The sequence below is a fragment of the Pseudomonas sp. B21-017 genome (assembly GCF_024749245.1).
Lineage (GTDB): Bacteria > Pseudomonadota > Gammaproteobacteria > Pseudomonadales > Pseudomonadaceae > Aquipseudomonas.
In genome coordinates this window covers 5,162,189-5,180,340 of sequence record NZ_CP087194.1, presented here as the reverse complement: position 1 = coordinate 5,180,340, position 18,152 = coordinate 5,162,189, and the positions used below count along the sequence as shown (strand labels likewise).

16 protein-coding genes and 1 pseudogene are annotated in these 18,152 nt (G+C 61.1%); 10 read left to right on the top strand and 7 right to left on the bottom strand.

Annotated elements, in window-relative coordinates; all coding sequences use genetic code 11:
• Nucleotides 1-60: 60 nt before the first annotated feature.
• From LOY28_RS23415 to LOY28_RS23405, 3 genes are all read left to right on the top strand, one after another.
• On the top strand, nt 61-774 hold the full coding sequence (locus tag LOY28_RS23415) for an OmpA family protein (RefSeq protein WP_028939242.1): 714 nt from the start codon (nt 61-63) through the stop codon (nt 772-774).
• A gap of 162 nt (nt 775-936) precedes the next feature.
• Nucleotides 937-1,215: a DUF1145 domain-containing protein gene (locus tag LOY28_RS23410; protein ID WP_018926919.1), complete on the top strand. Its 279-nt coding sequence runs from the start codon at nt 937-939 to the stop codon at nt 1,213-1,215.
• Nucleotides 1,208-1,966 carry a collagen-like protein gene (locus LOY28_RS23405; protein ID WP_064619944.1) on the top strand — a complete coding sequence of 253 codons (759 nt, stop codon included), beginning with the start codon at nt 1,208-1,210 and terminating at the stop codon, nt 1,964-1,966. Before LOY28_RS23410 ends, LOY28_RS23405 begins: the two co-directional genes overlap by 8 nt.
• Before the next feature lie 163 nt (nt 1,967-2,129).
• Here the strand turns inward: LOY28_RS23405 and LOY28_RS23400 are convergent, their stop codons facing one another.
• The gene (locus LOY28_RS23400; RefSeq protein WP_018926917.1) at nt 2,130-2,594 is read right to left on the bottom strand and encodes a CopD family protein; all 465 of its coding nucleotides are present in this window, start codon (nt 2,592-2,594) and stop codon (nt 2,130-2,132) included.
• A 99-nt stretch (nt 2,595-2,693) separates the two neighbouring features.
• On the opposite strand from LOY28_RS23400, the gene dinG reads away from it, so the two are divergent.
• The 5 genes from dinG (at nt 2,694) to pdxH (ending at nt 10,627) form a co-directional block, all read left to right on the top strand.
• Nucleotides 2,694-4,838 (top strand): ATP-dependent DNA helicase DinG, encoded by a 2,145-nt coding sequence (gene dinG / locus LOY28_RS23395; RefSeq protein ID WP_007935913.1) that lies wholly within the window; start codon nt 2,694-2,696, stop codon nt 4,836-4,838.
• 96 nt (nt 4,839-4,934) lie between these two features.
• Nucleotides 4,935-7,439 carry a beta-galactosidase gene (locus tag LOY28_RS23390; protein ID WP_258612616.1) on the top strand — a complete coding sequence of 835 codons (2,505 nt, stop codon included), beginning with the start codon at nt 4,935-4,937 and terminating at the stop codon, nt 7,437-7,439.
• Between the two features lie 264 nt (nt 7,440-7,703).
• Complete coding sequence (locus LOY28_RS23385; protein ID WP_258612615.1) at nt 7,704-8,849, top strand: serine hydrolase domain-containing protein; 1,146 nt, start codon at nt 7,704-7,706, stop codon at nt 8,847-8,849.
• Between the two features lie 113 nt (nt 8,850-8,962).
• Nucleotides 8,963-9,955, top strand: coding sequence for an OmpA family protein (locus LOY28_RS23380; RefSeq protein WP_086944788.1), 993 nt, complete (start codon nt 8,963-8,965; stop codon nt 9,953-9,955).
• 24 nt (nt 9,956-9,979) lie between these two features.
• Nucleotides 9,980-10,627, top strand: coding sequence for a pyridoxamine 5'-phosphate oxidase (gene pdxH / locus LOY28_RS23375; RefSeq protein ID WP_018926913.1), 648 nt, complete (start codon nt 9,980-9,982; stop codon nt 10,625-10,627).
• Between the two features lie 5 nt (nt 10,628-10,632).
• Here pdxH and LOY28_RS23370 read toward each other — a convergent pair whose 3' ends face one another.
• The gene (locus LOY28_RS23370) at nt 10,633-10,869 is read right to left on the bottom strand and encodes a hypothetical protein (RefSeq protein ID WP_258612614.1); all 237 of its coding nucleotides are present in this window, start codon (nt 10,867-10,869) and stop codon (nt 10,633-10,635) included.
• Nucleotides 10,870-11,037: 168 nt separating this feature from the next.
• Here LOY28_RS23370 and LOY28_RS23365 point away from each other — a divergent pair, with 168 nt between their 5' ends.
• The gene (locus tag LOY28_RS23365; protein WP_018926911.1) at nt 11,038-11,502 is read left to right on the top strand and encodes a glycine zipper 2TM domain-containing protein; all 465 of its coding nucleotides are present in this window, start codon (nt 11,038-11,040) and stop codon (nt 11,500-11,502) included.
• 66 nt (nt 11,503-11,568) lie between these two features.
• Here the strand turns inward: LOY28_RS23365 and LOY28_RS23360 are convergent, their stop codons facing one another.
• From LOY28_RS23360 to nhaA, 3 genes and pseudogenes are all read right to left on the bottom strand, one after another.
• Nucleotides 11,569-11,823 (bottom strand): cloacin immunity family protein, encoded by a 255-nt coding sequence (locus LOY28_RS23360; RefSeq protein ID WP_258612613.1) that lies wholly within the window; start codon nt 11,821-11,823, stop codon nt 11,569-11,571.
• A gap of 7 nt (nt 11,824-11,830) precedes the next feature.
• Nucleotides 11,831-13,055, bottom strand: a pseudogene (locus LOY28_RS23355) (colicin E3/pyocin S6 family cytotoxin).
• 121 nt (nt 13,056-13,176) lie between these two features.
• On the bottom strand, nt 13,177-14,364 hold the full coding sequence (gene nhaA / locus LOY28_RS23350) for a Na+/H+ antiporter NhaA (protein ID WP_064619923.1): 1,188 nt from the start codon (nt 14,362-14,364) through the stop codon (nt 13,177-13,179).
• A gap of 247 nt (nt 14,365-14,611) precedes the next feature.
• On the opposite strand from nhaA, the gene LOY28_RS23345 reads away from it, so the two are divergent.
• Nucleotides 14,612-15,709 carry a PLP-dependent cysteine synthase family protein gene (locus LOY28_RS23345; RefSeq protein WP_173861174.1) on the top strand — a complete coding sequence of 366 codons (1,098 nt, stop codon included), beginning with the start codon at nt 14,612-14,614 and terminating at the stop codon, nt 15,707-15,709.
• A 45-nt stretch (nt 15,710-15,754) separates the two neighbouring features.
• Here the strand turns inward: LOY28_RS23345 and LOY28_RS23340 are convergent, their stop codons facing one another.
• Both LOY28_RS23340 and LOY28_RS23335 read right to left on the bottom strand, forming a co-directional pair.
• Entirely contained in the window at nt 15,755-17,368 is a 1,614-nt protein-coding gene (locus LOY28_RS23340) for an NAD(P)/FAD-dependent oxidoreductase (RefSeq protein WP_018926906.1), read from the bottom strand.
• Nucleotides 17,369-17,463: 95 nt separating this feature from the next.
• Nucleotides 17,464-18,129 carry a COG3650 family protein gene (locus LOY28_RS23335; protein ID WP_018926905.1) on the bottom strand — a complete coding sequence of 222 codons (666 nt, stop codon included), beginning with the start codon at nt 18,127-18,129 and terminating at the stop codon, nt 17,464-17,466.
• Nucleotides 18,130-18,152: the final 23 nt, after the last annotated feature.

The following is an 18,152-nucleotide window of genomic DNA, read 5'->3' as shown; positions in this document are numbered from 1 at the left end:
CGGATGCGGGTCTTTACTCCTGTGTGACCGGTATGGGCCGGTGACACAGGAGCATTCACAATGAGCGTTCTCACAAGGACCGTCTTGCCGGTTCTACTGCTTGGTAGTCTTCTGACCGGCTGCGCGACTCACAGCGATGGCACCGCCCCCTTGAATCAACGTACCTGGCCGATCTGCAGTGTCATTGGCGGACTGGTTGGCGGCGGTCTGGGCGCGATCGAAAGTGGCGGTTGGGCGGCAGGTGGAGCGGCGCTCGGTATCTTGACCGGTGGCTTGGTCTGTTACGCCCAGGATGGCGACGAGGACGGTGATGGTGTTTTCGATCGACGCGATCGTTGCCCCGATACGCCTGCCAATACACCTGTCGATCATCACGGTTGCCCGCTACCGCAATATCCGGCCAGCGTAAAACCTGCTGAACCTCCGGTATCCGAAGTCATCACTCTGAGCAGTAATGTGTTGTTCGCGTACAACAAATCCGACCTGACGCCCGAGGCACGCAGCGAGCTGGATTCGTTGATGCCCAAATTGCAGAGTGCCGATGTGGTGAGCGTCAAGGTCGTCGGCCATACCGACAGTCAGGGTTCGGACGCCTATAACCAGAAGCTGTCGGAACGTCGTGCCAGCAGCGTGGCGGCCTACCTGTTGAGCCGGGGGCTGGCGCCGAACAAACTCACCAGCGAAGGACGGGGTGAAACCCAGCCGGTGGCTGACAATGATACGGAAGAAGGGCGGGCAAAAAACCGTCGTGTGGAGTTGCACATCAATCGCTAGGCTCCGTGATCAAGAGGCCCGTGATAGAGCCGTCGGATGGCCGTCAAGGTTGACCCGGCGGCCATTCGATGCCTTTCGGAAGAATTTTCCGTTGCCCTCTGGCTTATCCCGCGTGTAAGCCGTTATGGTGCGTGCAAATAATAATTCTCGACGGGGGAGCGTATGAAGGTGTTTTGGGGGCTGGGGAAGTTGTTGACCCTGCTGTTCTGGTTGGTGGTGCTGGTCAATCTGCTCATACCGTTTGTTCGTCCACTGCACCTGTTGGTCGATCTGGCTGGCAGCCTGTTGGCGCTGGCTCATCTTCTGGAGCTGGTGTTCTGCAATCGCAGCCTCAAAGGTCGAGCCCACCCCTGGCGTGATCGCCTGAAGATTGTCTTTTTCGGCGTTTTCCACCTGCAAACCATTCCGGCCCCGGCCACTGCGAAGGCTTCCCATGCGTAAACTCTGTCTGCTCGCCGCACTCATCAGCCCATTGGCCTGCGCTCAGGTGGTGAGTGTTGAAACAAACTCGCTGATGCGCTTGCCCAACACCGCCAGCTCCCTGCAACTGGAACGACTGGAAGTCGCCGATTACGGCACCTTGCTGATTCCCTCGAACGTGACCGAAGTGACGGTCGGCGAGCTGCACCTGGGACGCGAAGCGCGGATCGCCATTGTGCCGAGCGAACAGGCTCTGGCGTTGAAGGTCAGCCGGGCCGAGTTGGCCGAAGGCAGCCAGATCACCGCGCGGGGCGCCCCCGGGACTTATCTCAAGGCTGCCCGCTCCGGGCGCAATCTGAATTTGCAGATCAAAGCGCTGAAGGCGCCGCAATTGTCGGTAGACGCTCGCGGTGGCGCGGGCGCCCCGGGTTTTGTCGGTCTTGACGGGGCCAACGGCCAAGCACCGGGTTGCACCTGGGGCCAGGCCGGTCGCGGCTTCGATGGCAGTGACGGCAGCGACGGCCAACCCGGTGCGCCGGGGGCGCTGGTTCGACTGGAAGTGCCGCGTGACTATCCGGCGGAGCAGATCAAGGTCGAGGTGGCGGGAGGAGTCGGTGGCGCGGCCGGACCGGGTGGCAAACCGGGGGCGGGCGGCAAGGCCAAGGGCTGTATTGTCTATAAAGCCGATGGCGGCAAGAGCGGTCGCCCCGGTGCCGATGGCCAGCCTGGGCCTGCCGGGGCGGCAGGCTCGGTGAGCATTCAGCGGTTGTAAGAACGACCGAGAACCCCTGTGGCGAGGGAGCTTGCTCCCGCTGGGTCGCGAAGCGGCCCCAAAGCCGGCGACCCTGTTCTTTCAGAACGTGCGCAGTGATCGATTACGACTGCTACGCAGCCGAGCGGGAGCAAGCTCCCTCGCCACAGAGACTATGCATTGCTCAGAACATCGGCCGAGCCGCAGCAATCGCCACCAGCACCAACCCGACCATCAGGTTAATCCCCACCAACCGGCGAATCTTGCCCAGCGTCGCCGCGCCCGTCGGCCAATCCTCAGCCGCCACCGCCGTGCGCAGTTCCGGCAGCAGCAACGCCTGAATCCGGATAAACAACGCGGTCATCACCACATACAATCCCATCATCGCCTGCACATACCGCGGTGCCGCTTCAAACCCGGCGAACTGCAAATGAATCATGCCCACACCGCTGATCGGCAAAAGCACCACCGCGACCCAGACCCAGCGGAAAAAACCTTGAAACACTTCCACCCACAGCTTCAACCGGGCAGGGCCTTCCAGCGCCTTCATCGCCGCAGGGCGAAGGACCATCCAGGCGAAAAACATGCCGCCGACCCAGACCAGGGCGGCCAGGACATGCAGGGTATAAACGATGCCAAAAGGTGTCATTGGGGTACTCCGTTCTGCGCGGGATTAATTAGCGGGGTATGATAGCGGCCGATCCGAACCACTGAAAATTTATCCAGCGTTTTTTGCGCCCGACAATCAATGATCAGCACTGAACTCAAAACCACGATCCAGGGCGCCTACTCGCGTTTTCTCGAAGCCAAGAGCCTCAAGCCGCGCTACGGCCAACGCCTGATGATCGCCGAAATCGCCAAAGTCCTCGGTGACATCGACACCGACGACGAAGGCCGGCGCAGTGGCGACCCCGCGATTGTCGCGGTGGAAGCCGGCACCGGTACCGGCAAAACCGTGGCCTACAGCCTGGCGGCGATCCCCGCCGCCAAGGCCGCTGGCAAGCGTCTGGTGATCGCCACGGCCACCGTGGCCCTGCAAGAACAGATCGTCTACAAGGATTTGCCCGACCTGATGCGCAATAGCGGGTTGAATTTCAGCTTCGCCCTGGCCAAGGGGCGGGGGCGCTACATGTGCCTGTCCAAGCTCGACATGTTGCTCCAGGAAGGTCACGCGCAAACCGCTACCGCACAGCTGTTCGAAGAAGAAGGCTTCAAGATCGAGGTCGATGAGGCCAGTCAGAAGCTGTTCACCAGCATGATCGAGAAACTTGCCGGCAATAAGTGGGACGGCGACCGCGACAGTTGGTCCACCGCGCTCGAAGACGCCGACTGGGCGCGCCTGACCACCGATCACAGCCAGTGCACCAACCGCCATTGCCCCAACTTCGGCCAGTGCGCCTTCTACAAGGCCCGCGAAGGCATGGGCAAGGTCGACGTGATCGTCACCAACCACGACATGGTCCTGGCCGACCTGGCCCTGGGCGGCGGCGCGGTTCTGCCGGACCCGCGCGACACAATCTACGTGTTCGACGAAGGTCATCACCTGCCGGACAAGGCCATCGGCCACTTCGCCCATTACACACGCTTGCGCTCCACCGCCGACTGGCTGGAGACCACCGCCAAGAACCTCACCAAATTGCTCGCCCAACACCCGCTGCCGGGGGATCTGGGCAAGTTGATCGAACAGGTGCCGGAACTGGCCCGGGAGATCAAGACCCAGCAGCAGTTCATGTTCAGTGCCTGTGAGCAAGTCGCCGACTTCAAGCCCGGCGAAGACGTCGAAGGTCGCGAGCGGCCGCGTCACCGTTTCGTCGGCGGGGTGATTCCCGAACATATGCGTGAGATGGGCATCGAGTTGAAGAAGGGCTTTGCCCGACTGACCGACCTGTTCACCCGGCTTACCGAACTGCTCAAGGAAGGCATGGACGGCGAGGTTAACATTGGCATCGCCAGCAACCAGGCCGAAGAGTGGTATCCGCTGTTCGGTAGCCTGCTGTCGCGCTCTTCGGGAAACTGGGAGTTGTGGACCGCCTTCACCGTCGAAGACCCGGAAGATAACCCGCCCATGGCCCGTTGGCTGACGCTGGCCGAAAGCGGTTCGTTGTTCGACATCGAGGTCAATGCCAGCCCGATCCTCGCGGCGGAAATGCTCCGGCGCAACTTGTGGAACGTGGCTTACGGGGCGCTGGTGACCTCGGCGACCCTGACCGCTCTCGGCACCTTCGACCGTTTCCGCATGCGCGCCGGCCTGCCGAAAACCGCCGTGACCGCCGTGGTCCCGAGCCCGTTCCATCATGCCGATGCCGGCGTATTACGGGTGCCGGACCTGAAAGCCGACCCGCGCGATGCACCGGCCCATACGGCGGCGATCATTCGCGACTTGCCGGAACTGGTCGAGGGCTCCCGTGGCACCCTGGTGCTGTTCTCCTCGCGCAAACAGATGCAGGACGTGTTCGACGGGCTGGATCGCGACTGGCGCAAGCAAGTGTTCATTCAAGGCAACCTGTCGAAGCAGGAAACCCTGAACAAGCACAAGGCGCGGGTCGATGGCGGGGATTCCAGCGTGCTGTTCGGCCTGGCGAGCTTTGCCGAAGGCGTGGATTTGCCCGGTGCCTACTGCGAGCACGTGGTGATCGCCAAGATCCCGTTCTCGGTGCCCGACGATCCGGTCGAAGCCGCGCTGGCTGAGTGGATCGAAGCCCGTGGCGGCAATCCGTTCATGGAAATCTCCGTGCCGGACGCCTCGTTGAAACTGGTCCAGGCCTGCGGTCGCCTGCTGCGAACCGAAGAAGACCGCGGCACCATCACCTTGCTTGACCGTCGTTTGGTCACACAGCGCTACGGCAAAGCTATTCTCAATGCGTTGCCGCCATTTCGTCGTGAAATTTCCTGATGCGCCGGTGGGCAAATTTGCCCACCGCGTTGTCTACCTCACTGCCACTGCCTTTCCACTGGCCCATTGATGGTCGTTAGGGAGAACCACGTTCTTATGATTCGCCGTTCGTTGCCCGCCGTTTTTGCCTTGATGTTCGCAGCCCCTTTGCTGGCGGCCCCCGCCGGCCAGCAGACGCTGTTCAACTTTGTGCGTCCCGCCGACGTGGTTCAGGTGGCGACCCAGGACGCCAGCCTGCCGCAATCCAATGCGGAGCAAACGGCCGAAGGTGAAGTGTTGCGTCGCGTGACCTTCAACCCGGCTGCCCAGCCGACCTTGCGCCTGACACCGCAGACCGGTGCCTGGGACTGGTCGCAGTCGGGCGTCATGAGCCTGCGGATCCAGAGCGCGATGAACTGGGCCGTGACCTTGTACGTGAAAATCCAGAGTAACGACGGCAAGACTCTGGTCAGCCGTGTCGATCTGCCGGCCGGCCCGGCGCAGACCTTACTGGTACCGCTGCAGCCGAGTTCACCGCTGAGCCAGGGCATGAAAGCCGGCCCGCCGATGCCGATCAATTTCGAAGGGCAGCGTGTATTGCTGGCCAGCAGTACCGGTGAGCTGGACCGTAGCCAGGTGGTGTCGGTGACCTTGTCGATGGATCAGCCGAAAGTCGCCCAAAGCATTCTGCTTGAGCGCTTCGGCGTGCAGGACGGCGAGGCCGTGACCAAAGCCGCTTATGGCGGCCTGGTGGACGCTTACGGTCAATCGACCCGGGCCAAATGGCCGGAGAAGATCAGCAGCGACGAACAACTGAAATCCGCCGCTGGCAAAGAGCAGCAACAACTGAAAACCTGGCTGGCGGAGCGCGAGAAGGCGCCTCTGGACAAGTTCGGCGGCTTGAACAAAGGCCCAGAGTTCAAGGCCAGCGGCTTTTTCCGCACCGAAAAGCGTGATGGCCGCTGGTACCTGGTGACTCCGGAAGGGCATCCGTTCTATTCCCTCGGCGTCAACACCGTGACCCCGAGCGTCAACCAGACCTACGTCGCCGGGCGCGAGTGGATGTTCGAGTCCCTGCCTAAACCCGACGAACCCTTGGCCAGTCACTATGGCGAAGGCGATAACCGTGGCGGCAACGGTGTTGATCAGGGCCGAGCCTACAACGCCGGTCGTTGGTACGATTTTTATGGCGCCAACCTGCAGCGGCTCTACGGCAAACCTTGCGCACCGGGCGGAGACATTAAGGCTGGTGTTGCCGAAGCAGCCAAGGCCGAGGCGTTAGAGGCGACGGCTGAAAAGGCCGCCGAGCAATCAGCCGCGCCTGCGCCTACCGAGTCTGGAGCCGGTGTTGCCGAGGCGGCCAAGACCGGGGCTGTTGAAGCGACGGTCGAAAAGGCGGCCGCCGAACCCTGCAAAGTAACTGTCGACGAACAACGCTGGGCCAGTCATACCCTCGATCGCCTGCAAGCCTGGGGGTTCAACACCCTCGGCAACTGGAGCGCACCGGTGTTGGGTAACGCTGACCGTGTGCCGTACACCTTGCCGCTATCGATCGTCGGCGATTACGCCAGCATCAGCACTGGCACCGATTGGTGGGGCGGCATGCCTGACCCGTTCGATCCGCGTTTCGCCATGGCCACCGAACGCGCCGTGGCCATCGCCGCCCGCGACCATCGCGACGATCCGTGGCTGATCGGTTACTTCGCCGACAACGAACTGGCCTGGGCCGGTCCCGGCGATGACCCGAAGGCCCGCTATGCGCTGGCCTACGGCACCTTGAAAATGACCACCGACGTGCCGGCCAAACGCGCCTTCCTCAAGCAACTGCGCGACAAGTACCGCAACCAGGCGGGGTTGTCGAAAGCCTGGGGCATTGATTTGCCTGCCTGGGAGTTGATGGAAGACCCAGGCTTCGTGCCGCCGGAGCCGAGCGCCGAACACCCGGAAATCGAAGCCGACTTCAAATACTTCCAGAAGGTCTTCGCCGACACCTACTTCAAGACCGTTTCCGATTCGCTCAAATGGCACGCGCCGAACCAGTTGTTGCTGGGTGGTCGCTTTGCCGTCAGTTCACCGGAGGCAGTCGAGTCCTGTGCACAATACTGCGACGTGTTGAGCTTCAACATGTACACCCTGCAACCCCAGGACGGTTACGACTTCGCCAAACTGCGCAGTCTGGACAAACCGGTGCTGATCACCGAATTCAACTTCGGCTCGGCAGATCGGGGCCCGTTCTGGGGTGGCGTGACGCAATTGGCGAAGGAGGAAGACCGCGGCACGGCTTACGCTCACTTCCTCAAACAGGCAATGAGCGAACCGTCGATTGTCGGGGTGCACTGGTTCCAGTTCCTCGACCAGCCGGTGACCGGTCGTCTGCTGGATGGCGAGAACGGGCACTTCGGTCTGGTGGGCATTACTGATTTGCCGTTCCAAGGCTTTGTCGACAGTGTGCGTAAAAGCAATGTGCAGATCATCGATCAGCTTGGCAAAGAGGCGGAGAAGGCCAGCGCTGAGGCGGATAAAGCCAGTCACGATGTCGAGGGTGGCAGGAAGGGCGAGGCAGGCAAAGGCCCGGGCAAGGGCGCAGGGCATGCGGGTGGGCATTCGGGCAATGGCCATTGATTCCTGATACACCTGTGGCGAGGGGGCTTGCCCCCGTTCGACTGCAAAGCGGTCGCAAAAACCTGTATTCGCGGTGCATCTGTAAGCATGGGGGCCGCTTCGCGACCCAACGGGGGCAAGCCCCCTCGCCACAGGGATCGCATCGTTGATGTCTGTGGCATTTCCATAACCGGGCGACCATCCGACCCGATCCTGTTCCCAAATCCCTCAAGGGCTGGAACAATGCGGGCCACTTTGTAGAGCGTTTATCCGGGAGAGTTGCGGGTGCAGATTCAGGGTCATTACGAGCTTAAGTTCGAAGCGGTGCGTGAAGCGTTTGCAGCGCTGTTCGACGATCCTCAGGAACGCGGCGCGGCGTTGTGCATCCGGATCGGTGGTGAAACCGTCCTCGACCTTTGGGCCGGTACCGCCGACAAGGACGGCCATGAGGCTTGGCACAGCGATACCATCGCCAACCTGTTCTCCTGCACCAAAACCTTCACCGCCGTGACGGCGCTGCAATTGGTGGCTGAAGGCAAGCTGCAACTCGATGCCCCGGTCGCCCGCTACTGGCCCGAATTTGCCGCCGCCGGTAAAGAATCCGTGACGCTGCGCCACTTGCTCTGCCATCAGGCGGGTCTGCCGGCCTTGCGCGAGTTGCTGCCTCCTGAGGCACTTTACGACTGGCAGACCATGGTCAATGCTTTGGCCGCCGAAGCACCCTGGTGGACGCCGGGCCAAGGTCACGGTTATGCGGCAATCACCTATGGCTGGCTGATCGGTGAATTGCTGCGGCGCGCCGACGGTCGTGGGCCGGGCGAGTCCATCGTGGCGCGGGTTGCCAAGCCCTTGGGGCTGGATTTCCACGTCGGCCTGGCCGATTCAGAGTTCCATCGCGTGGCGCACATCGCCCGCAGCAAGGGCAACGTCGGCGATGTCGCGGCCCAGCGCTTGCTGCAGGTGACCATGCGCGAACCGACGGCCATGACCACTCGGGCCTTCACCAACCCGCCGTCGATCATGACCAGCACCAACAAACCGGAATGGCGGCGCATGCAGCAGCCGGCCGCCAATGGCCACGGCAACGCCCGCAGCCTGGCCGGTTTCTACGCCGGACTGCTCGATGGCAGCCTGCTGGAAAGCGAAATGCTCGACGAGCTGACCCGCGAACACAGCGTTGGCGAAGACAAGACTTTATTGACCCAGACCCGCTTCGGTCTGGGTTGCATGCTCGATCAACCGGACGTACCCAACGCCACCTACGGCCTCGGCCCACGGGCGTTCGGTCACCCGGGTGCTGGCGGCTCCATCGGTTTTGCTGATCCGGAACATGATGTGGCCTTCGGTTTTGTGACAAATACGCTGGGGCCGTACGTCTTGATGGATCCACGAGCGCAAAAGCTTGTGCGAGTACTGGCCACTTGTCTGTAAATCACGCTTAAGGGGGCCAGGGCTGGAACCCGAAAGCCTTTGTGGTTTCAAAGCGTCTGTTTAGCCGGGGGCGCCCCGGCTGACTTTTCATTACCTCATTTTGTGGATACCCAATGTCGTCCAATAAAACCCTCGCCCTGGCCCTGTGCTTCGCTATCACCGGTTGTGCACAAACCCCACAAAATGATGCCGCAGGTGGCAGCAGTTGGTGGCCGTTCGGTTCATCCGACAAGGTCGCGACTAAAGAACCCGCCCCGTCCCCGGCACCCCTGAAACCTGCTGCCGCAGTACCCGTCGCCAAGGCTGAAGCCGATGCCGGAGGCAAATGGTGGTGGCCGTTCGGCGGTAAGGAGCAGAGCACCAGCACTGCCAAAGCAGCCGTGCCGATGCCCGATCCGAAAATCACCCAAGCCTGGCTTGACGACTATGAGCCGCGCCTGCGCGAGGCGGTCAAGGGCAGCAACCTGCAACTCGAGCGCCGTGAAAATGTGCTGGTCGTCACGGCTCCGGTGGAAGGCTCGTTCAACCCGGACCGCCCGGCCATGCTGCTGCCGGTGACCCTCGCTCCGTTCACCCGTGTCGCGAAAATCCTCGAAGCCGATCCAAAGACTGCCGTGCTGGTACTCGGCCACAGTGATACGTCGGGTGCCGCACCGGCCAACGTGAAACTGAGCCAGGAACGCGCCCAGGCGGTGGCAGCGATCTTCCGTCTCAGCGGTCTGCAGCGTGATCGCCTGATGTTGCGCGGCATGGGCGGTGACGCACCGCGCGCCGCCAACGACAGTGCTGAAGGTCGCGCCTTGAACCGTCGCGTCGAGCTGTTGTTGACGCCGCAAGACACCATGGCCGCGCTGCTGAGCAAGTACAATATGCCGGCTCCGGCACCGGTAACCAAAGTCGTCGCGCAAGACGTCAAGCCAGTGGCCAAGCCTGTGACCCCGGAACCGGCTGCGAAAAAAACCGCTGCCTCGTCGAAGAAAAAGGCACCGGCCAAGAAAGCGGCCGCCAAGGCTCCAGCCAAAAAGGCACCCGCGAAAAAGACCGCACCGGCTAAAACCGCTGTCGATTCGAAGAGCGCCACCGCCACCGATGCCACAAAGCAGTGATTCATTAACCAAAAGGAATGCGCCATGACCCGGCCCTTGGCAGATATGCGTCGCGATTACACCCGAGATGGCTTGACCGAGGCGCAAGCCCCGGCCGAGCCGTTCGCACTGTTCCATCAGTGGTTTGCCGATGCGGTGAAAACCGAGCAGGTACCGGTGGAGGCGAATGCCATGACGTTGGCCACCGTCGATCAGGACGGTCGGCCGCATTGCCGCATTCTGCTGCTCAAGGGCCTGGACGAGCAGGGCTTCACCTTCTTCACCAACTACGAGAGCGACAAGGGGCAGCAATTGGCAGCCAATCCATTTGCAGCCATGACGTTCTTCTGGCCGGCCCTGGAGCGCCAGGTGCGCATCGAAGGGCGGGTGGTGAAGGTCACGCCTGAAGAGTCCGACGCCTACTACCAGGTTCGCCCTCTGGGCAGTCGTCTCGGTGCCTGGGCGTCGCCCCAGAGCCGGGTGATCGCCGATCGCGGCGAACTGGAGGCGCTGCTCAAGGACACGGAGCAGCGTTTCAGCGATAGCCAGCCGCACTGCCCCGAGCATTGGGGGGGGTATCGCTTGCTACCCGAGCGCATCGAATTCTGGCAGGGCCGTCCGAGCCGTCTGCACGATCGCCTCAACTACCGTTTGCAGGGTGCTGACTGGGTGCGTGAGCGCCTGGCCCCGTAAACGGTCTACTGATCGGGATACCCTGCCGCAGCGGCCTCAAGCCACTGTGGCAGGTCCCGACGCTTGATCTTCTGCGCTTGAGCGTTCGCCAGTTGCTGGAGCATGAAGGCTCTTTTTTGTTCGTCTTTACCCGCCAGTGACAACGCCAGATCGCGGTCCCCCCAGCGTTTTATCCGCACGTACAACCACCAATGGAAGTACAAACCGGCGATGGTCGTGACGACAATGATGAAGTAATCCATGATATTCCTTGGGTCAGCGGCGCAGATTTCGTAATGTGACGCTACTGTATGGTGAGTTCGCAAAGTGCCTGTACCAGGCCTGAATGAAACCAATTTTATCCGGGCGATGCCGTGACAGGCGTCAAGCTGCGGGTTTTAATGGATACCTGTCCTATGGAGTTTGATGCTATGCGTAAGTCTGTTTTGCTGGTTGCTTCCTTTTCCACGATGGCGATGTTGCTCTCCGGTTGCCAATCGAGCCTGACCGGTGACTCCTACTCCCGTGACGAAGCGCGTCGCGTGCAGACGATTCGCATGGGCACCATCGAATCCCTGCGTCCGGTGAAAATCGAAGGCACCAAGACCCCGATCGGCAGCGCTGCGGGCGCAGTCGTGGGTGGCGTCGGCGGTAGCGCCGTCGGCGGTGGTCGCGGCAGCATCGTTGCAGCGGTCATCGGCGCTGTAGCGGGTGGCCTGGTGGGGTCGGCTGCCGAAGAAGGCCTGACCCGCACTCAAGGCGTCGAAATCACCGTGCGCGAAGACGATGGCAGCATGCGCGCCTACGTGCAGGAAGTTCAGCCAAACGAAGTGTTCCGTGTGGGGGAGCGTGTGCGGATTTCCACTGTGGGTGGGACAAGCCGCGTTTCGCACTAAGCGGGAATGTAGGATGAAAGAAAACCCCGATCAGGTGACTGGTCGGGGTTTTGTATTTTTTGGAAATTACCATACTTGCCGATATCGGAATGCAACCTGGTAATCATAAGCGGCACTATTGATTTTATGTGCGAACAGAGGCTGGAGTTCAGGTATCCAAGCCGGTAAAACATCAAATCCGCCGTCGTAGATTTCGCTTTCCGCCATCAGACCTAATGCATCGATTATTGATCCGTCATCACCGAGGTCAGCGGAGTATTCTTTTCCGGCTCCTATTTCCGTTTCTTTGTCATACCAGTCCAATCTGACCTTCAGTCCCATCTTGCCCTCACAAATACTTTTTAATGCTGCGGTTTTTTTTAGGTGTGTCTATTTGCTCGCCTGTTAGGTGGTCGAACGAGCCTAGGTGGCTTCCATCGCTTGCGCGATAAGCTTCCAGCTCCCCATGCAAAGAGTCCCATTCATAAATTATTCGACCTTTGGCATCAGTCCAACGTTCTCGAAGTCCACCGCCCCCTTGTTTTGGGGTTTTCTTTTTTGCTTCTTTCAAACCCGAGAAACCAGTGATTTCCTCTGTTTCAGGTGCCGAGTGATAGTCGTGATCGGGGTTAGGACCCCGTCTTCCTGTAACACTCACCACAATATAAACCGGCAACACCCCCGAATCCGCCGGAAACACAAGAATGAAATCCTTGTACTCCGGCGGATAAACCGGATTCACGATGATGCTGTCAGCCGCCTTCGTCGGCGGGTAAACCCAGATGTGCGGCGCTTGTGGCGCAGCTTCCAAAGCGGGGATGCCGAGGGTGCTTGAACCGTTCTCGGCCGGCATCCAGATCAGCTCAATGCCGTCCCCGAGATCAGCCACCTGCTGACTGCCGCGCAAGCTGAATTGCACGACGTCGACCATCTCCCAGTCACGGTTTTTGCCAGTGTAAAAACCGTATCCCTTGAGACTGCCGTCAGCCTGTTGCTCGACTCTGAGGCGAACGCGAGTGCGGGCCTGTTTGAGTGATCGCAATTGATCTTCGGTGTAGAGCGAGCTGTCGCCAAGGCTCGACGGCATGACCAGGGCCACCAGACCTGCCAGGGTGGCCGCAGCGGTGCTGACTGCGACGGCGGGTAATGCGGCGAACGCTGGGCCACTCAGGGCGAAGCTGCCGAAACCCACCGGAATGGCCGTACCACTGATTTTCTTCAGCGGCACGACACCGCTTTTCATCGGCCTCGCGAGCGCCGAGCAGAACCAGTTCGCCGTAGTCTTTCAGGCTGTCGGTCGGAACAACGCCGGAGGGATTCGTGTAGTCGATGATTGCATCGGGCAGTTTGCAGGACTTGGCGAACACGCATCCCGCGCGGACAACGTCGTCTTTTTTCGTCGGGACCAGAACGCTGTCTTCGAAGGCCTGCTGCCTTGCGAGCATGGCGTCGTAGGCGTTTTGTCTGGCATCACGCTCGGCCAATTCGGTGGCCGTCATGAATCGGTGAGTGACGTGATGCCCGTCACCTGACGGTGGGTTTTGTACCCGGGGGATGTCCTTGTGGCCAGCCACTGATTGTCCTTTCGCTCGTCCATCGGCAACCCCCAAAGAGGGGGCTGCGCGACGTTAACGAACGTGGCTAATCGTGACTGTAGGACGAATCCTCAATGTTGCTAAGAGTGTTCTCTATCGTTCAGGAAGGCAGCGCAGCACTCTTGCGGCTCGCCGCCGCCGTCACCGCATAACCGATCAATGCCGCCAGGATCGAGCCGGTCAGAATACCCATGCGGTCCATCCCGGCATATTCACTGGCGCCCGGCACGAAGGCCAGGGAACCGACGAACAGGCTCATGGTGAAGCCGATGCCGCAAAGGATCGCCACCCCCAAAATCTGGCCCCAGTTGGCGCCTTGGGGCAGGGCGGCGATGCCGATTTTTACCGCCAGCCAGGTCAGGCCGAAAACACCGACGGTCTTGCCCAACAGCAGGCCGACGGCGATGCCCATCGGTACATGATGGGTGAAGCTTTCGACGGTCACGCCGCTCAGGGACAAGCCAGCGTTGGCGAAGGCAAACAGCGGCAGGATGCCGTAGGCCACCCACGGATGCAGGGCATGCTCCAGGGTCAGCAGCGGCGAAGGCTCGGCGTTTTTCGTGCGCAGTGGAATGCAGAAGGCCAGGGTCACACCCGCCAGCGTCGCATGCACGCCGCTCTTGAGTACGCAGACCCAAAGGATCAGCCCGATGATCATGTACGGCCCGAGTTTCACCACACCAAGTCGGTTCATTCCGATCAAGGCCGCGATGCAGGCTGCGGCCAGCGCCAGGGACAGGGTCGACAGAGCGCCGGAATAGAAGATCGCAATGATGATGATTGCGCCAAGGTCATCGATGATCGCCAGGGTCATCAGGAACAGTTTCAGCGACACTGGCACGCGTTTACCCAGCAGGGCCAGCACGCCAAGGGCGAAGGCAATGTCGGTAGCCGTCGGGATGGCCCAGCCGCTCAGGGCGGACGGGTTATCGCGGTTGAGGAACCAGTAGATCAGCGCCGGCACCACCATGCCGCCAATTGCGGCCGCGCCGGGCAGGACGATCTGCGACGGTTTCGACAGTTGGCCGTCGAGGACTTCGCGCTTCACTTCCAGGCCGATCAACAGAAAGAACAGGGCCATCAGGCCGTCGTTGATCCACAGCAGCAATGGCTTGGCGATTTTCAGCGCGCCGATCTGAGCCACCACGGGGGTGTCCAGCAGGCCGTTATAGAGCCACGACAGCGATGAATTGTTGATGATCAGGGCCAGGACAGCTGCGGCGATCAATAGCAGACCGCTGGCAGCTTCCAACTGAAAGAAACGCGTGAACGTGCTACGCAGAGGCAAGGTCGCTCTCCATCGATGAATTCAAAAGGTGGCACACCCTAACCCGTACCGTTGGTTGTTAAAACAAAAGTTATATTCTTTTTTGTTATATGCCGTTACAACGTGTCCGGTCAGCAAAGGCCTGAGCCTAGCAGTTGCCGGACGTATTGAACCCCAGCTGTATCTGTGCGTGATGTAGGTTTTTTCCTAAGCTTGTGGACTGAGCCTTGCGACAAGGCCGACTCTTGCCTGATTCAACGAGAAAACCATCATGAGCGACAACCGACAGTGGGCCCGCGAAGCCATCCGGATCATCGAAGCCGATTTCCAGCGCAGCGCCGACACCCACCTGATCCCCTTGCCGCTGCCGGGGTTGCCGGGCATCGAGTTGTACTTCAAGGATGAATCGAGTCATCCCACCGGCAGCCTGAAACATCGGCTGGCGCGCTCGTTGTTCCTCTATGCGCTGTGTAACGGCTGGCTCAAGCCCGGTGCGCCGGTGATTGAAGCGTCCAGCGGTTCGACGGCGATTTCCGAGGCGTACTTCGCCCGGCTGCTGGGTTTGCCGTTCATTGCGGTGATGCCCGCGAGCACGTCCAAGGAAAAGATCGCGCAAATCGCGTTCTACGGTGGCAAGAGCCATCTGGTGGACGATCCGACGCAGATTTACGCTGAGTCCGAACGCCTGGCTCACGAACACGACGGGCATTTCATCGACCAGTTCACCTACGCCGAACGCGCCACCGACTGGCGAGCGAACAACAACATTGCCGAATCGATCTTCCATCAGATGCGCTTCGAGCAGCACCCGGAACCGAGCTGGCTGATTTCCAGCCCTGGCACCGGCGGCACCACCGCGACGCTGGGCCGTTACGTGCGCTATCGCCAGCATTGCACCCGTGTGCTGTGCGCCGATGCCGAGCGTTCGGTGTTTTTCGATTACTACAAGACCGGCGACGCCAGCCTGCGCCTCGATCACGGGTCACGGATTGAAGGCATTGGCCGGCCGCGTGTCGAGGCGTCGTTCCTGCCCAAAGTCATCGACGCGATGGTCAAGGTGCCGGATGCCTTATCACTGGCAGCCATGCATTATCTGGCACAACGTTTGGGGCGACGGGTGGGCGGTTCGAGCGGGACCAACCTGATCGGCGCCTTGATGGCGGCCCAGCAGATGGCGACGGCGGGGGAGTCGGGGTCGATCGTGGCGATTCTGTGCGATGGCGGCGAGCGCTATGCCGACACCTATTACGATCAGGCCTGGCTGAAGGCCCAGGGGTATGAGTTGAGTGGTCTGATGGATGCCGTGGCGGCCAGCGTTGAGCGCGGAGAGCCGCTGCCGGCCAGCGTGTTGCGCGCCAATATCTGAGATATTTGATCGTTCCCACGCTCTGCGTGGGAACGATCATCTGGGTCAGGCTTCTAGGCCAAGGATATCCCGGGCAACCGCTTCAGCAATCCGAATCCCGTCGACACCCGCCGACAGAATCCCGCCCGCATAACCCGCGCCTTCACCCGCCGGGAACAAACCCTTCACGTTCAGGCTCTGCATCGACTCGTTACGGGTAATGCGCAGCGGCGAAGAGGTGCGAGTCTCGATCCCGGTCAACACGGCGTCGTGCAGCGAGTAGCCACGAATCTGCTTCTCAAACGCTGGCAAAGCTTCGCGAATCGCTTCGATGGCGAACGCCGGCAGGGCCAGGGCCAAATCACCCAAGGCAACGCCCGGTTTGTAGGACGGCTCGACGCTGCCCAATTCGGTGGACGGCTTGCCGGCAATGAAGTCGCCGACCAGTTGCGCCGGTGCTTCGTAGTTGCTGCCGCCCAGCACAAAGGCGTGGGATTCCAGGCGTTCCTGCAACTCGATGCCGGCCAGTGGGCCGCCCGGATAATCGACTTCCGGGGTGATGCCAACGACGATCCCGGAGTTGGCGTTGCGCTCGTTACGCGAGTATTGGCTCATGCCGTTGGTGACCACGCGGTTCGGCTCGGAGGTCGCCGCCACTACGGTGCCGCCCGGGCACATGCAGAAGCTGTAGACCGATCGACCGTTCTTGGCGTGGTGCACCAGTTTGTAGTCGGCAGCGCCGAGTTTCGGGTGGCCGGCGTATTTGCCAAGGCGCGCGCGGTCGATCAGCGACTGCGGGTGTTCGATGCGGAACCCCACCGAGAACGGCTTGGCTTCCATGTACACACCACGGCCGTGCAGCATGCGGAAGGTGTCCCGGGCGCTGTGGCCGAGGGCCAGAATCACGTGCTTCGAATGGATCTGTTCGCCGCCATGGAGTTCGACGCCCACCAGTTGGCCGTCGTCGATCAGCACATCGGTAACCCGCTGCTGGAAGCGCACTTCGCCGCCCAGGGCGCGAATCTGCTCACGCATGTTTTCCACCACACCGGTCAGACGGAACGTCCCGATGTGCGGCTTGCTGACGTAGAGGATTTCTTCCGGCGCACCGGCCTTGACGAACTCATGCAGAACCTTGCGACCGAGGAATTTCGGGTCCTTGATCTGGCTGTAGAGCTTGCCGTCGGAGAATGTCCCCGCGCCACCTTCACCGAACTGCACGTTGGATTCGGGGTTGAGCACACTTTTACGCCACAGGCCCCAGGTGTCTTTGGTGCGCTGGCGCACTTCGGTACCGCGTTCGAGGATGATCGGCTTGAAGCCCATCTGCGCGAGCACCAGGCCGGCGAAGATCCCGCACGGGCCGAAGCCGACCACGATCGGACGCTGGCTCAGGTCGGCCGGCGCCTGGCCGACCACTTTGTAGCTGACATCCGGCGCCACGTTGACGTTACGGTCATCGGCGAACGTGCGCAGCACCGCCGCCTCATCGCGAACGTTGAGGTCGATGGTGTAGATGAAACACAGTTCGGAGGACTTTTTGCGCGCATCGTAGCTGCGCTTGAACAAGGTGAAGTCGAGCAGGTCATCACTGGCGATGCCCAGGCGCTGCACGATGGCAGGGCGCAGGTCTTCTTCGGGATGGTCGATCGGCAACTTGAGTTCGGTGATTCGTAACATGGCGGGATCCGGTTCGCGGGGCGCACAACTGCGCCAAGGCGTTTGAAGCCCGCGATTATAAGCCTCAAAGGATGATTCCCGTGAGGCTAAAACGATCAGTCGTTACGCGATCCGCCAAAATACCCGCAGCCGCGTTGCACCTGGCCGTCGATACGCAACTCGGCGCTCATGTGCTGCACGCTGCCGGTGCTGCTGTCGACGCAACGTCGCGGCGCGACCCAGAGCTCGATGCGCTGATTATTGGCTTCGGTACTGAGGTTGAAGCGGCCATCGCCCAGTTGTTCTTCAACGTACGGCAGGGCCAGGGGCGGCTGACCAGCGCGGTCGACGATCATGCCCTTGCCACTGACCTTGACGTTCCACTCCGGGCCATGGCCGGCGGCGCGCAGGATCAGCTGCTTGAAATTGGGATCGTCGCACGCCGTGCCCGAGCGTTCGACGCGGTACAGCTGCGTAAGGTCGAGTTGGCTGTCAGCACCACTGGCAACGATCCGGCCGCGCACATCGGCGAACAGCTTGCCCTGATCATCGGCCAGGGTCGCGGCCTCTTGCAGGATGCTGGTGCCACCGATGTCATTGACTACGAAACTGCGTTGCTCATTACACGGCTGGAACAGCAGCTTGCCGTCGGCCGCCGTCAATTGGCCCTGCATGCGGGTCTGGCCCACATGGGAAGCACTTTGCCGTGGGCCATCGAGCAGTTGGCAAGCGGCGAACAACGGAAGCAGGGCAACAAGTACCAGGGAACGGGCAACACGCATCTTTGAGTCTCCAGACAAGTGTC

Excerpts from the sequence above, each read along its gene's own strand:
- LOY28_RS23415 (WP_028939242.1), top strand. The coding sequence starts at position 61 with ATGAGCGTTCTCACAAGGACCGTCTTGCCGGTTCTACTGCTTGGTAGT.
- LOY28_RS23410 (WP_018926919.1), top strand. The coding sequence starts at position 937 with ATGAAGGTGTTTTGGGGGCTGGGGAAGTTGTTGACCCTGCTGTTCTGG.
- LOY28_RS23405 (WP_064619944.1), top strand. The coding sequence starts at position 1,208 with ATGCGTAAACTCTGTCTGCTCGCCGCACTCATCAGCCCATTGGCCTGC.
- LOY28_RS23400 (WP_018926917.1), bottom strand. The coding sequence starts at position 2,594 with ATGACACCTTTTGGCATCGTTTATACCCTGCATGTCCTGGCCGCCCTG.
- dinG (WP_007935913.1), top strand. The coding sequence starts at position 2,694 with ATGATCAGCACTGAACTCAAAACCACGATCCAGGGCGCCTACTCGCGT.
- LOY28_RS23390 (WP_258612616.1), top strand. The coding sequence starts at position 4,935 with ATGATTCGCCGTTCGTTGCCCGCCGTTTTTGCCTTGATGTTCGCAGCC.
- LOY28_RS23380 (WP_086944788.1), top strand. The coding sequence starts at position 8,963 with ATGTCGTCCAATAAAACCCTCGCCCTGGCCCTGTGCTTCGCTATCACC.
- pdxH (WP_018926913.1), top strand. The coding sequence starts at position 9,980 with ATGACCCGGCCCTTGGCAGATATGCGTCGCGATTACACCCGAGATGGC.
- LOY28_RS23370 (WP_258612614.1), bottom strand. The coding sequence starts at position 10,869 with ATGGATTACTTCATCATTGTCGTCACGACCATCGCCGGTTTGTACTTC.
- LOY28_RS23365 (WP_018926911.1), top strand. The coding sequence starts at position 11,038 with ATGCGTAAGTCTGTTTTGCTGGTTGCTTCCTTTTCCACGATGGCGATG.
- LOY28_RS23360 (WP_258612613.1), bottom strand. The coding sequence starts at position 11,823 with ATGGGACTGAAGGTCAGATTGGACTGGTATGACAAAGAAACGGAAATA.
- LOY28_RS23340 (WP_018926906.1), bottom strand. The coding sequence starts at position 17,368 with ATGTTACGAATCACCGAACTCAAGTTGCCGATCGACCATCCCGAAGAA.
- LOY28_RS23335 (WP_018926905.1), bottom strand. The coding sequence starts at position 18,129 with ATGCGTGTTGCCCGTTCCCTGGTACTTGTTGCCCTGCTTCCGTTGTTC.